The sequence below is a fragment of the Nonomuraea antimicrobica genome, from assembly GCF_039536965.1.
Taxonomy (GTDB): Bacteria; Actinomycetota; Actinomycetes; order Streptosporangiales; family Streptosporangiaceae; genus Nonomuraea; species Nonomuraea antimicrobica.
Genome location: NZ_BAAAZP010000040.1, coordinates 1 through 13,232, shown reverse-complemented (window position 1 = coordinate 13,232; position 13,232 = coordinate 1). Strand labels below are relative to the sequence as shown.

The window sequence follows — 13,232 nt, the reverse complement described above, 5'->3', positions numbered from 1 at the left end:
GCCGAGCAGCGGCGCGCGGCCGAGCGGGCGGCGGCGGAACGCGCCCGCGAGGCGCGGCTGCGGGTGGAGGAGGAACGCCTGCGCATCGCCCGCGACCTGCACGACGTGCTCGGCCACACCATCGCGGTGATCTCGGTTCAGGCCGACGTCGCCGGTGAGGCACTCGACGACGACCCGGCCGCGGCCCGCGCCGCGCTGGGCGTGATCCGCCGCGCGGGCGACAACGCCAACCGCGAGCTGCACCACACGCTCGGCCTGCTCAGGGACGAGGGCAACGGCGACGGCCGCGCGCCCACCGCCAGCCTGAACCACCTCGACACGCTCGTGGCGACGACCACCGCCAGCGGGCTGGCGGTGGAGCTGTCCACGGAGGGCGACCCCGTGCCGCTGCCCATGGTCGTGGACGCCACGGCCTGCCGGATCGTGCAGGAGTCGCTGACGAACTGCCTGCGGCACGCCCGCGCGTCCCGGGCCGAGGTGCGGCTGCGCTACCAGGACGACCGGCTCGGCATCAGCGTCGCCGACGACGGCCACGGAGCCGACCTGCGGGCCGAGCGGACCGGCCGGGGCCTGGACGGGATGCGTGAGCGGACCGCGCTGCTCGGCGGCCACCTGACGGTCAGCTCGGAGCCGGGCGGCGGCTTCCTGGTCGAGGCGTGGCTGCCGCTGACGCCGTCGGCCCGGCAGGTCGCGCGGTGATCCGGGTCGCGCTGGTCGACGACCAGGAGCTGATGCGGGCCGGGCTGCGAGCGCTGCTGGAGCGCGCCGAGGACATCACCGTCGCCGGGGAGGCCGCCGAGGGCCGGTCCGGGTACGAGCTGACGCTCAAGGAACGGCCCGACGTCGTGCTCATGGACATCCGCATGCCCGGGGTGGACGGCATCGAGGCGACCCGGCGCATCGTGGCCGACGAACGGCTGCGTTCTGTCCGGGTAGTGGTGCTGACCACGTTCGACACCGACGAGCACCTCTTCGACGCCATCCGGGCGGGCGCGTCGGGGTTCCTGCTGAAGAACACGGCGCCCGACGACCTGCGGGCCGCCGTACGGACCGTGGCCGGGGGCGAGGCGCTGCTGTCGCCCGCGGTGACCAGGCGCGTGCTGGCGGCCGTCGCCCGCGAGCCGCGCCCCGTGGACCGGCGGCTGCTCGACCGGCTCACCGACCGCGAGCAGGAGTTACTGGTCGAGATCGCGGCCGGGCGGTCCAACGACGAGATCTCCGGCCGGCTGTTCCTGAGCCCGTCCACCACCCGCACGTACGTCAGCCGCCTGCTGACCAAGCTGGACGCCCGCGACCGGGCCCAGCTCGTGCACCTCGCCTACGAGAGCGGCATCGTGCAACCGGGCGAGGCGTCCCGCTGATCCCCCGCTCATCCCCACTGGTGCCCGCTGATCTCCGCTGATCTCCGCTGAGGACGCGACGGGGCGACCACGGGACGCCACGGTGTCGTGCCGGACCCTGGCCCGACGCCGTGGCGTGCCCGCGCCGTCCCGGCTAGAACCGGAGCTTGTGCAGGTAGCGGTAGCCGACGTCGGACGTCTGCCGGGGCGTGACGTCCGGGGTGTCGTTCTCCACGATGTACTCCTTCACCCGGTGCGCCTCGAAGACCCGGCGGAAGTCGATCGTCCCGGTGCCGAGGTCGGCCATGTCGCCGTCCAGGTGCCGGTCCTTGACGTGGTACTGCAGCACGCGCTGGGGCGCCCTGCGGATGACGTCGATCGCGAACTTCACGGGATCCTTGGCGCCGCGCCCGACGCCGCCGGTGACCGCCCAGTAGATGTCGATCTCCAGGTGGACCAGGCGCGGGTCCAGCTCGCGGGTGAGCACGTCCCAGGGCGTGACGCCGCCGCCGAGGTCGGTCGTGAACTCGTGGGCGTGGTTGTGGTAGCCGTACCGCAGCCCGGCCGAACGGGCGGCGCGCGCCTCCACGTTCATGCGCTCGGCCCAGCCCTTCCACTCGTCCAGGCTGGCGGACTGCAGGTAGGGCACCACGATGTAGGACTGGCCGAGGGCCAGCGCGTTCTCGATCTTCGTGTTCAGCGCGGCGTCGTCGGGGCTGATGCCGTCGTGGCTGGAGCTGGCGTGCAGGCCGAGCCCGTCGAGGAACTCGCGCAGTTGCCGCGCCGTCCTGCCGAAGTAGCCGAGCGCCAGCTCCACCTTCGGGTAGCCGATCTCGGCCAGGTAGGCGAGGGTGCTGTCGTAGTTCTGGGCGAGGTCGTCGCGGACCGTCCAGAGCTGGACGCTGATCTGGCCGGGAGGCACCCGCTGCCTGCCGCCGTGGTGGGGCGTCGCCGCGGCGGCGGGGGACGCGGCGGCCGCTCCGGCGAGAGCCGCCGCCCCGAGCCCGAGGCCCGCGGCGAGCAGGGAACGCCTGCTGGGGCCGTAGCCGTAACACATGGGGGTCTCCTAACTCGTGGGCTCGAGAACGACCTGGTCGCTGCTGGTCAGCGGGGGCAGCCCGCCGGTGCCAGGGTCGGTGTAGGTGGCCACGAAGACGCCGGTCAGCTCGTCGGTCTCCGGGTCGTGCCCGCTCGGTTCTGTGGTCTGGATGGAGCCCGTGCAGCCGCGGGCCGTGGTCTGCGGGTGGCCGTGCTCGTCGTGGCCGAGTACGTAGTCGACGGTCACGTTGGCGCAGTTCACCGGCTGGTCGTCGGTGACCCGTACCTCGAACTCGACCACGTCGCCGAAGGTGAACCCCTGGCCTGCCACGGGCCGGACCAGCTCGACGACCGGGGCGGAGTTGCCGACCACGATCCGTACCGAGGTGGCCGCGGACCTGCCGCTGGGGTCGGTGACCCGGAGCGTGGCCTGGTAGATGCCGTTCTCGGTGAACGTGTACGACCCCGCCGCGCCACGCGCGTCCACCCTGCCGTCGGCGTCGAAGTCCCAGGCGTAGCTGAGCCTGTCGCCGTCGGGGTCGTTCGTTCCCGTGCTGATGAAGTCAACGGTGAGCGGCGCGAGGCCGTTCGTCGCCGACGCCGTGGCCTTCGGGATCGGCGAGTGGTTGCCCGTGTTGCCGATGTAGTCGATCCTGGCGAGCTGGGCGTCCGGGTTCTCGCGGAAGTAGCCGTCGCCGTACTCCAGGACGTAGAGCGCGCCGTCGGGGCCGAACTCCATGTCCATCGGGTTGTCGAAGGCGAACGACGGCAGCACGCCCTCGATCCGTCCGTCGCGGTGGAACGCCTTGACGTAGTCGCGGGTCCACTCGTAGAAGAGCGGGACCCCGTCGTAGTACTTCGGCCAGCCCACGGCGGCGCTGCCGCGGGTGTCGCTCGGGTCGAAGTCGTACGCCGGTCCCGCCATCGGCCCGATGCCGCCGGTGCCCAGAGCGGGGAACTCCGGCGAGGTGCCGTACGAGTACCAGACGCCGGGCTGCACCACCGGAGGCAGCTCACGCAGGCCCGTGTTGTGCGGCGACTCGTTCACCGGCGCCGCGCAGTCGAACGCGGCCCCGGACGCGCCCGTCCCGAAGTCGTAGTCCACGTACGGCAGCCGCGCCGTCGAGCAGTACGGCCAGCCGTAGTTGCCGGCCCTGCGCACGACCGTCCACTTGCCGTGCCCCGCCGGGCCACGCAGGGGGTCGGCCTGCTGCTCGTCGGGCGAGTAGTCGGCGACGTACAACTCGCCGCTCTCGCGGTTCAGCTCGATCCTGAACGGGTTGCGCAGGCCCATCGCGTAGATCTCCGGCCGCGTGCCCGCCGTGCCCGGCCGGAACAGGTTGCCCTTGGGGATCGTGTAGGAGCCGTTGTCGCGGACGTTGATGCGCAGGATCTTGCCGCGCAGGTCGTTGGTGTTGCCGGAGCTGCGCTGGGCGTCGTACGCCGGGTTGCGGTCGGCCCGCTCGTCGATCGGGGTGAAGCCGTCGGAGGCGAACGGGTTCGTGTCGTCGCCGGTGGACAGGTAGAGGTTGCCCGCCGCGTCGAAGACGATGTCGCCGCCGACGTGGCAGCAGATGCCCCGGTCCACCGGCACGTCGAGGATGCGCTGCTCGGTGCGCAGGTCGATGGTGCTGCCGGTGAGGCGATACCTGGACAACCGGATCAGCCCCTTGAACGGGGCGAAGTCCTGGGGCGTGCCGGTCAGAGGGGCGTCGCCCTCGTTGACGTCCGGCGTGGCCGGGTCGTCGACCGGGGTGTCGAGCGGTGGGGAGTAGTAGAGGTAGACCCAGTCGTCCTTCGTGGAGCCCCTGCCGAAGCCGGGGCTGAGGGCGATGCTCTGGAGTCCCTCCTCGTCGTGCTGGTAGACGTCGACGTCGGCGGCCAGCGTGTTGAGGCCGGTCTTCGGGTCGTGTAACCAGATCTCGCCGCGCCGGGTGGTGTGCAGGACTCTCGAATCCGGTAACACCGCGAGGTCCATCGGCTCGCCCGGATGGTCGTTGAGTGTCACCTTCTGGAACTGGTCGTCGGGTGGTGGTGCCGCCGTACCGGTGGTCCCGGCCTGCGCGGCGCCCATGGGCATGAGGATCGCCGCGGCAGTCAGGGCCGCGATCACGGTTCTTGCTCTCATGCCTCTCTCCTTCTGTCTACTCGGGGGGATAAGAGAGGGCAAAGTAACGTGAATGTAACCCGAGTTACGCCGATCGACGAGAGGGCAATCGCGTCTTTTCGCGCATCTTTCGCGCGCGATCGGACTAAGTGCGGCGGGACCCCGTGCGATCGGACACGCCTGGCGATGGAGCGCGATCGGATGGAGCGCGATCGGGCGGGGTGCGATCGGGCGGGGTGCGATCGGATGCAGCGCGATCGGATGGAGTGCGCCAGAACGAAGATCGCCCCCTGCCCGCGGTTCGCGGACAGGGGGCGACGGCCCTCCTTACGGGGCGGTGGCTACTTCTTCTCCTCCATGGTCACGGTCACCGTGCTCTGCTCGCCGTCACGCTGGTAGGTGACCTCGACCTGCTGCCCGACCTTGTAGCCGCGGACCTGCCCGACGACCGTCTCGCCGCTCTCGACCACCGTGTCGCCGATCTTGGTGATCAGGTCGCCCTGCTTCAGCCCGGCCTTCTCGGCGGGGCTGCCCGGGGTCACCTCGCGCACCAGCGCGCCGAGCACGTCGCCGGTGGCGTCGGCGACGCTCACGCCCAGGTAGACGTGGCTCACCGTGCCCTTGCTGATGAGCTGCTCGGAGACGTGCTTGGCGGTGTTCACGGGGATCGCGAAGCCCAGGTTGACCCCGTCGGCCGCGACCGCGCTGTTGATGCCGACCAGTTCGCCGGCGGCGTTCACGAGCGCGCCGCCGGAGTTGCCCGGGTTGATCGCCGCGTCCGTCTGGATCATGCCGCCCAGCGTGGTCGTCTCGGCCGCCTGCGACTGCTCCCGCCCGCCCCAGCCCGGCGGGAACTGGCCCTCCTGCGGGCCACCCCCGGCCGTCACCGTACGGTCGAGCGCGCTGATGATGCCCGAGGTCACCGTGCCGTCCAGGCCCAGTGGGCTGCCGATCGCCAGGACGTCGTCGCCCACCTTGAGCTGGTCGCTGTCGCCGAGCGTCACCTTGGCCAGCCCCGAGACACCCTCGGCCTTGATCACGGCCAGGTCGGTGGTCGGGTCCGTGCCGATCACGTTGGCCTTGGCCGTCTTGCCGTCGTTGAACTTCACCGTCAGCCCGCCGGTCTGACCGGACACGACGTGGTTGTTGGTCAGGATCAGCCCGTCCGCCGACAACACCACGCCCGAGCCCTCGCTCGTCTGGCCCTGGATCATCACCACGGACGGCTGCACCGTCGCCGCCACCTGCGCGACCGTGTACTGATCGGCCGCCGTACGGAACACCGGGCTCGGGTTGCTCACCGTCGCCGCCACCGCCGGACGGCTCTCCGCGGTCAGGTACGCGCCCATCGCGCCACCGCCCAGCGCTGCCACCGTGAGTGCCGCCACGGCGGCCACCGAGAGCCCCGCGACCGCCTTGCGGGTCAGCGTGAACGCGGTCCTGCGCGCCGGCGGGGGCGGTGGCGGGAGCGACGGGCTCGGCCGGGTGAACCCTCCGGCCGAGGGCGGCTTGTCGCCGAACTGGCTCCAACCATCGGTACGAGGCTCGTTCGGCTCGTTCGCGTCCATGTCATCTCCTTGTGTCCCGATGACACGAGCGTGATCCATGGTGCGTAAACACCGACTAAGCCGCTGATCACCGCGCCCGCCGGGCCCTGACACCGGCCTTATCACCGCTGGCAGCGCATGATCCCGACCGGCGAAAAAAATCTACGGCGCGGTCTCGCAGTACGGCCCCGGCGGCAACCCGTTCGCGTAGAAGGTCAGGCAGATGACGTCACCGGCGACCAATGGGACAGCCGGGTTGAACCAGCCAAGGAGGTAGCCGGGCATCATCTGGTAGGTGAGGCTGCCGGCGGCGGGGGCGCCGTTCACGGTGGCGCTGAACGTGAGCGTGGTGGGCGGGGGCTTGACGGTGAAAACGAATCTGCCGCCCTCGACGTTCGCGCACACCCGTTCCTCGGGCGCGCACACCGGCACGGCCTGGGCGGGTGTGGCGGCGGTGGCGAGCAGCGCCAGAGGTGCTAAAAGGCTCAGGACGACGACACGGGCGACCGACTTGACTCTCACGATGTACTCCCGGCAGGTGGGATCCGAGTTAGCAGGCGAAACGATCTGACGTTAACCCGAGCAGCCGGTCAGGTCCATGGATGAGCCTCGGTACGCCTCGTACGACGACGGGTCCCGGGGTGCGGTGGCGAGGCCGCCGGCTTTGAGCAGGTTGCCCGACACACTCTTTTAGGGGAAATTTCACTATTTACCGCGTTTTATAGCGTTTTCCACGGCTTCAGCAATTGGGTCGGCGGCCGGGATGCGAGGGTCACCCCTCACATCCCCCTACGGCTCGGCACCTCACCCACGACGACGCCTCCTACGCCGGCGTGCGCGCCCGTAGGTGTCCTGTCCGTTTCCGGGATCCGGAATAGTGGGCATGGGCACACGGAAGAACCCGAATCCCAGATATCGCTGAATCGCCATGGTGTCCCCCCTCGTGAATCCGTGGGGTGCGGCGCGCCGGTCTGCTGCGCGGCCGGACACTGCCGGGCTCACCCCAACCTACCCACGGACTCGCCGCGAAACCCATCCGACCTGGGATTTCTCACTACTTCAGCGACAGCAGGCGACGCCTGAACATCGGGTGCTTGGTCTCCCAGTAGCGCCAGCCCTCCACCCGGGCGGGCACGTTGGCGATGCCGGCGGCGACCTTGCGGTGGTTGCACGTGCCGAGCACCGACCAGGCCGACCAGCCGATGCGGTATCCGAACACCCGGTACCACATGTTGCCGTACCGGCCGTCGGTGATTTCCCTGGTGTACTCGTGGCCGCTGAAGACCATGTGCCGTTCTTCGAGGTGCGGCAGCCCGAGCCGGCGCAGCCTCTCGACCACCGTCTTCGTGGTGAGGGTCAGGGCGCGGTTCGCCGGCTCCGGGCTCGCGGAGGGCTCCGGGCTCGCGGAAGGCTCCGGGCTTGCGGAAGGCTCCGGAGTCGCTGAGGGCTTCGGAGTCGCGGAGGGCTTCGGGCCTGCGGAAGGCTTCGGGCTCGCGGAGGGCTCCGCCTGCTCGTTGGTCTCCGCCTCGGCCTCTGCCTCGCCCTCTGCCTCACCTTCCGCCTCTGCCTCGGCCTCGGCCGCAGCCGTGTCCGCCGGGGCGGTGCTCGGCTCGCGCGGTTCGAAGGTCTTTCCGAGCTCTTTCTGCTTCTCGTTCTCGGCTTCGAGGAAGGCGAGCACCTCGTGCTCCCGCGTGACCGACACCGTCATCGAGCCGCCGGGGCCGTCGATGTAGCGGGTGCGGGGCAGGAAGAAGTTCCGCGGCGACAGCTCGTGGATCCGGAAGAACGTACGTGGTCTGCAGTTACGGCCGCCGTTCTCGTCGAGGCGGGTGCTGCGGAAGCCGCGGTCGCTGTGAATGCCACGGAATCTGCGAAGTGTGTCCCTGACTGGGTCGTCCGCGCTCACCGGCGGGTTCATCGTGACCACGAGCGTCACCGCGAGCAGGCCGCGCATTGCGGGCCTTGCCATCTTTCTCATTGGGGTGAGCATTTCCCGTTCCCTTCGGAATGCGACCCATGTTCGCCAGACCGGTTCGATGCTTACAGTTGCCGCGAGCCAGATGACAACGCCACGCCGAAGTCGAATTTCCCGCACCGGGAAAGAAGCGGTGAAAGAGCGTCAATACCGGTCCGCCATTTGGCAAAGAGCGAATATGCGCATGCGTCGGCATAGTCGGCCGACTGGCGTGACGCTGAGTATCCATTCGTGTTCGCCAGGTAATTAACCTATATCCGATTGTGCGGGCATTGAGGAGGATGAACCGATCCGTACGTACCTCCCTACGGCAGATTCCGGGTTTCTGGAGGTACGCAAATGCACCGCAGAGTCGCCCTGTTCCCCGCCATCGCGCTCGCCCTGGCGGGCGCCCTGGTCCCCGGGGGCACAGCGCAGGCAGGCACCGGCACGGAGGGGCTCGACCCCAGGCCCGTCCGGTGGAACGCCGCGGATTCGTGGTCGGAACGCAGGACCGTCTCGCAGTACTGGACCACGGGACGCCTGCTCGCCGCGCGACCGCTGTCGGCCCCCGCGCCCCAGCGCCGCACCCAGTCGAGCGAGCCGTCCGAGGGCAGCCCGTGGGCCACCCGCGGCTCCTCCGACACGACCACCCGCCAAACGCCGCGGACCACCCGCGGCACCGGCACCTCATGGGCCGTGTCAGGCACCACGCCCGCAGCCCTGCCCGTCACTGGGCCTGTTTCTGGGCCTCTCACTGTGCCCATCACTGGGCCTGTTTCTGGGCCCGCCACCGTCCAGCGGCAGGCGCTGGTGCCCAACAGCCCGGGCCTGCAGTGGACGGACGACGGCGCGATCGTCCGCACCACCGGGCGGGTCTTCTTCACCACCGCCGAGGGCCGCAACGCCTCGTGCTCCGGCTCGGCCGTGACCAGCGCGAACGAGAGCGTCGTGATCACCGCAGGGCACTGCGTGAAGCTGAACGGGGCGGCCCACCGCAACTGGGTGTTCGTCCCGGCCTTCGACGACGGCCGCAGCCCGTTCGGCACGTGGGTGGCCACCAGGATGCTCACCACCCAGCAGTGGAACGCCCGCGAGGACATCAACTTCGACCTGGCCGCCGTCGTCGTGGCACCGCTGAACGGCCGTACGCTGACCGACGTCGTGGGCGGGCAGGGAGTGGCGTTCAACCAGTCCAGGCAGCAGCAGATGTACGCCTTCGGGTATCCGGCGGCCGAGCCGTTCGACGGATCGGAGCTGATCTACTGCAGCGGACGCGCGTTCAACGACACCGTCATGACGCAGGACCAGGGGCTGCGCTGCGCCATGACCGGCGGATCGAGCGGCGGCCCGTGGTTCCGCGGGTTCGACGAGTCCACCGGGCTGGGCTGGCTGAACTCGGTCAACAGCTTCACCTACAACTTCGCCCCGAACTTCATGTTCGGCCCCTTCTTCGGCGACGAGGCGATGGCCGTCTACCAGGCCGCGCAGAACGCCGACGCGCTCTGACAGCGGCCCGGGGCGGTGGGGCATGACGGCGGGGACCGCTCGTCAAAGGGCCCGCCCGTCGAGAGGCCCGCTCGTCAAAGGTCCGCTCGGCAAAGGCCCGCTCGTCGGGAGGCCCGCTCGTCAGGAGGCCCGCCGTGGCGCCCACCGCCGATCCGCTGCCGCTGCTCGAACAGCTCATCGCCATCGACTCGGTGAACCCCGACCTCTCCCCCGGCGGCGCGGGCGAGTCGGCCGTCGCCGGGTTCTGCGCGCGGTGGCTGGGCGAGCGCGGGTTCGAGCGGCACAAGCTGGAGCGGCGGCCCGGACGGCCGTCCCTGGTGGCCGTGGCCAGGGGCACCGGCGGCGGGCGCTCGCTCATGCTCAACGGGCACCTCGACACCGTCGCGTACGGCACGTACGACGGCGACGCGCTCACCCCGCGCATCCACGACGGGAAGATCTACGGCCGTGGCGCCTTCGACATGAAGGGCGGCATCGCCGCCATGATGGCCGCGGCCGTTCGCGCCACGACCGTCGGCGGCCCGCTGCGCGGGGACGTCATCCTGGCCTGCGTCGCCGACGAGGAGCACGCCAGCTTCGGCACCGAGGAGGTGCTGGAGAGGTTCACCGCGGACGCGGCCGTCGTGACCGAGCCGAGCCTGCTGGAGGTGACGCTCGCGCACAAGGGATTCGCGTGGTTCGAGGTGGAGGTGCTGGGCCGGGCCGCGCACGGCTCGCGTCCCGACCTCGGCGTGGACGCGATCGCCAAGGCCGGTCACTTCCTGGTGGCGCTGGAGGAGCTCGGCCGCCGGCTCGCCGCCTCCGGCGGGCATCGGCTGCTGGGGCCGGGCATCGTGCACGCCTCGCTCATCGAGGGAGGGGAGGGCGCCTCGACGTACCCGGCGCGGTGCCGGATCACGATCGAGCGTCGTACGGTGCCGGGCGAGACGGCGCTGACCGTACGGGCCGAGCTGATCGAGATCCTCGATCGGCTCGCCAGCACCGTCCCCGAGTTCGCGTACCGGCTGCGCGAAGGGCTGCACCGCGAGCCCTTCGAGGCCGATCCCGATTCCGCGATCGCCCGCATCCTGCTGCGCCAGGCCGAGCGGGCGCTCGGCCATCCGCCGGTGATCCGCGCCGAGCCCTTCTGGACCGACTGCGCCCTGCTGGCCCGCGCCGGGATCCCGTGCCTGCTCTTCGGCGTCGACGGGGGCGGCGCGCACGCCGACACGGAATGGGCCGACATCGCCTCCGTGCACCGGGTCACCGACGTCCTCGCCGCCACGATCACGGAGTTCTGCGCCTGACCCGCTCGCCGGGCACCCGATGGCCGGCGGAAACTCGATGGCGATCAGCCGCTGGGCATGACTAGCCTTTTCACGATGATCTACGAGAATCCCCTGGCCTACGTGCTGGGTCTGCAGGGCATGGCCCTGATGCGGTCGTTCACCGGTGAGCATGGGCGCGAGTTCGTCGAGGCCCGGCTGGCCGAGGTGCGCCGCCTGCTCGACGACGCGTCTCTGGCGGAGGCGGGCGTCGACGTCGTCCGGCTGGCCCCGGCCGAGGGCTATCGCATCTGGTCGGAGACGTACGACGGGCCCAACGCGACGTTCGACTACGACGAGCCCATCGTGAAGGAGATCGTCGCCGGGCTGCCCAAGGGCATGGCGCTCGACGCCGCCTGCGGCACCGGGCGCTACGCGGCCCTGCTGTCCGGCGACGGCCACCAGGTGATCGGGGTCGACGGCTCGCCCGACATGCTGGCGCGGGCGCGGGCGCGTGTGCCACAGGCGGAGTTCCTGCGGGGCGACCTCTCCCGCCTCCCGGTGCCCGACGCCACCGCCGACCTGGTGGTGTGCGCCCTGGCCCTGACGCACGTGCCCGCGCTCGACCCGGTGCTCGCCGAGTTCGCGCGGGTGCTGCGGCCGGGCGGGAGCGTGGTGATCTCGGACATCCATCCGGAGGGCGTGGCGCGGGGCGTCGTCCCCCCGGTACGCCTGCCCGACGGCCGCCCCGGGCGCGTGGCCACCTACCACCACCGGATCGGCGACTACGTACGCGCCGCGCTGAAGGCGGGCTTCCAGGTGCGCCGCTGCGAAGAACCCCGGACACCCGCCGCCGATCGCCCCCAGCCGCCGCCCCGGCCCCGCGGCCCCGGCGTCCTGGGGCCGTGGGACGTGTGGCCCTGGGTCCTGACCGACCTGGCCCCGGAGGCCGCCGACGCCGCCATCGCCGGCTCGCCCGTCATCGTCGTGTGGCACCTGCAACTCCCGGCCGCCTGACACCCCCCTTCACCACACCTCCGACGGGTGGCATGCGCGGACGCCCGGACGAGCCGCTGGATCGAACCCATCGGTACGATCACAATTCCCACAAATCAGGCATTGACGAAAAATCCTTACATGGTACTTCTGGATCGAGTCGGAAAGCTTCAAACCCCTCGCTGAGATCGTCAACGAGCTCACCCAAGGAGGTCGCGCATGGCGCGAAGCAAGTCCCCCGACCCGCCCGCCGACTTACTCGGCCCCGTCACAGGAGAGGTCTCCTGGTTCTGCTGCGGCACCGCCTGGGGCCCGTGCAGCAGCACCGGCAAGGGAGCCTGCGGCACCTGCAACTCCGGCAGCCTCCAGCACGCCTGGCCCAACACCTCCGACGCCTGCTGGGCGATCACCCGTCCGGACAGTTGCGGCGTCTCCCTGTCCCGCAGGACCTGCGGTTTCCGCCACCAGATCACGTCGTTGTGCGGCGGCGGCAGCGTCGTCACCGCCATCGCCGACTGCGGCCCGCAGACCGACCTGTTCTGCGGCGAGCGGAGTTGCTGCGGCGCGACCTGCGCCAGCAACCGGCTGATCGACCTCACCCCCGCCGCCTACAGCCAGATCGCCAGCCTCTCTTCCGGCCTGCGGCCGGTGGAGATCTCGACGGCCTGAGGGGGCGAAACGATGCGCAGCAGAAGGGATGTGCTCAGGTCCGCCGTGCTCGGCGGTGGCGCGAGTGTCGTCGCCGCGACCGCGCTGGGCTCGCTCGGCCCCGAGGCGGCCTTCGCCGCCGGCCAGAAGGCGCAGAAGGTCGAGCCCGGCGCGCCCGACCCCGACTTCGCCGAGGGCCGGATCCGCTCGATCAAGGACAACACGCTGCTGGTCCTGGGCTCGAACCTGGTCTTCCACACCATCAGGGTCGTGGACGGCACGAGCCTGTGGAAGCTCGGACCGGTCGGCTTCGACCAGGCCAAACCCGGTGACGGCCTGTACGCCAGAGGCGTGCGCATGCCCGACGGCCTGCTCGCCGCCGAGTCGGTGTGGCTCAACATCGTCAACATCAAGGGCCACATCAAGAACATCACCGGCCAGACCCTCCACCTCGACCACAACGGGCACGAGGTGCTGTGCCACGTCGTACCCGGCAAGTCGGTCGCCGTGCACTCCGAGTCGCCGCCCACCGCGGACCTGTCGATGCTGAAGGTCAGCCAGCACGTGCAGATCCTCGGCGCCTGGCGACCGGACACGAACGAGGTCGACATCGCCACGGTCTTCTCTCCCCACTGATCCCTCACTCCGGGGACCTCACCTTCCGGGGCCCCACCCCGGGACCTAGTCAAGGAGGCAGTGCATGCAAGGGATCGCCGCGTCGCAGCCGTACGTGATCGCCCTCTTCCTCCTCTGGGCAGGACTGCTGAAGCTGCTCAGCCGGAGAATGCGGGCACTGGCCGGGCGCACCGCCCTGGCCCGGCTGGTCGGCCCGGCGCGCGCGGTCCCCGC

12 protein-coding genes are annotated in these 13,232 nt (G+C 70.6%); 7 read left to right on the top strand and 5 right to left on the bottom strand.

The window, feature by feature from the left end; all coding sequences use genetic code 11:
- Both ABD844_RS11690 and ABD844_RS11685 read left to right on the top strand, forming a co-directional pair.
- The coding region (locus ABD844_RS11690; RefSeq protein ID WP_344875932.1) for a sensor histidine kinase at window positions 1-699 on the top strand (699 nt) is incomplete at its 5' end.
- Window positions 696-1,361, top strand: coding sequence for a response regulator (locus ABD844_RS11685; RefSeq protein ID WP_344876017.1), 666 nt, complete (start codon window positions 696-698; stop codon window positions 1,359-1,361). The genes ABD844_RS11690 and ABD844_RS11685, both read left to right, overlap by 4 nt.
- 133 nt (window positions 1,362-1,494) lie before the next feature.
- On the opposite strand, the gene ABD844_RS11680 is transcribed toward ABD844_RS11685, so the two are convergent.
- The 5 genes from ABD844_RS11680 to ABD844_RS11660 all read right to left on the bottom strand — a co-directional run bounded on the left by ABD844_RS11680 (window position 1,495) and on the right by ABD844_RS11660 (window position 8,001).
- The gene (locus tag ABD844_RS11680) at window positions 1,495-2,397 is read right to left on the bottom strand and encodes a sugar phosphate isomerase/epimerase family protein (RefSeq protein ID WP_344875930.1); all 903 of its coding nucleotides are present in this window, start codon (window positions 2,395-2,397) and stop codon (window positions 1,495-1,497) included.
- Between the two features lie 9 nt (window positions 2,398-2,406).
- The gene (locus ABD844_RS11675) at window positions 2,407-4,506 is read right to left on the bottom strand and encodes a PQQ-dependent sugar dehydrogenase (RefSeq protein WP_344875928.1); all 2,100 of its coding nucleotides are present in this window, start codon (window positions 4,504-4,506) and stop codon (window positions 2,407-2,409) included.
- Between the two features lie 320 nt (window positions 4,507-4,826).
- Window positions 4,827-6,053 (bottom strand): S1C family serine protease, encoded by a 1,227-nt coding sequence (locus tag ABD844_RS11670; protein ID WP_344875926.1) that lies wholly within the window; start codon window positions 6,051-6,053, stop codon window positions 4,827-4,829.
- Window positions 6,054-6,194: 141 nt separating this feature from the next.
- Window positions 6,195-6,554 carry a hypothetical protein gene (locus ABD844_RS11665; RefSeq protein WP_344875924.1) on the bottom strand — a complete coding sequence of 120 codons (360 nt, stop codon included), beginning with the start codon at window positions 6,552-6,554 and terminating at the stop codon, window positions 6,195-6,197.
- Window positions 6,555-7,086: 532 nt separating this feature from the next.
- Complete coding sequence (locus ABD844_RS11660; RefSeq protein ID WP_344875922.1) at window positions 7,087-8,001, bottom strand: hypothetical protein; 915 nt, start codon at window positions 7,999-8,001, stop codon at window positions 7,087-7,089.
- A 345-nt stretch (window positions 8,002-8,346) separates the two neighbouring features.
- Between ABD844_RS11660 and ABD844_RS11655 the strand changes: the two genes are divergently transcribed.
- The 5 genes from ABD844_RS11655 (at window position 8,347) to ABD844_RS11635 (ending at window position 13,019) form a co-directional block, all read left to right on the top strand.
- Complete coding sequence (locus ABD844_RS11655) at window positions 8,347-9,495, top strand: trypsin-like serine peptidase (RefSeq protein WP_344875920.1); 1,149 nt, start codon at window positions 8,347-8,349, stop codon at window positions 9,493-9,495.
- 134 nt (window positions 9,496-9,629) lie between these two features.
- Window positions 9,630-10,781, top strand: a complete 1,152-nt coding sequence (locus tag ABD844_RS11650; protein ID WP_344875918.1) for an ArgE/DapE family deacylase — start codon at window positions 9,630-9,632, stop codon at window positions 10,779-10,781.
- A 75-nt stretch (window positions 10,782-10,856) separates the two neighbouring features.
- The gene (locus tag ABD844_RS11645) at window positions 10,857-11,756 is read left to right on the top strand and encodes a class I SAM-dependent methyltransferase (RefSeq protein WP_344875916.1); all 900 of its coding nucleotides are present in this window, start codon (window positions 10,857-10,859) and stop codon (window positions 11,754-11,756) included.
- A gap of 198 nt (window positions 11,757-11,954) precedes the next feature.
- Window positions 11,955-12,404, top strand: a complete 450-nt coding sequence (locus ABD844_RS11640; RefSeq protein ID WP_344875914.1) for an RlpA-like double-psi beta-barrel domain-containing protein — start codon at window positions 11,955-11,957, stop codon at window positions 12,402-12,404.
- 12 nt (window positions 12,405-12,416) lie between these two features.
- On the top strand, window positions 12,417-13,019 hold the full coding sequence (locus ABD844_RS11635; RefSeq protein WP_344875912.1) for a cell wall protein: 603 nt from the start codon (window positions 12,417-12,419) through the stop codon (window positions 13,017-13,019).
- Window positions 13,020-13,232 lie beyond the last annotated feature (213 nt).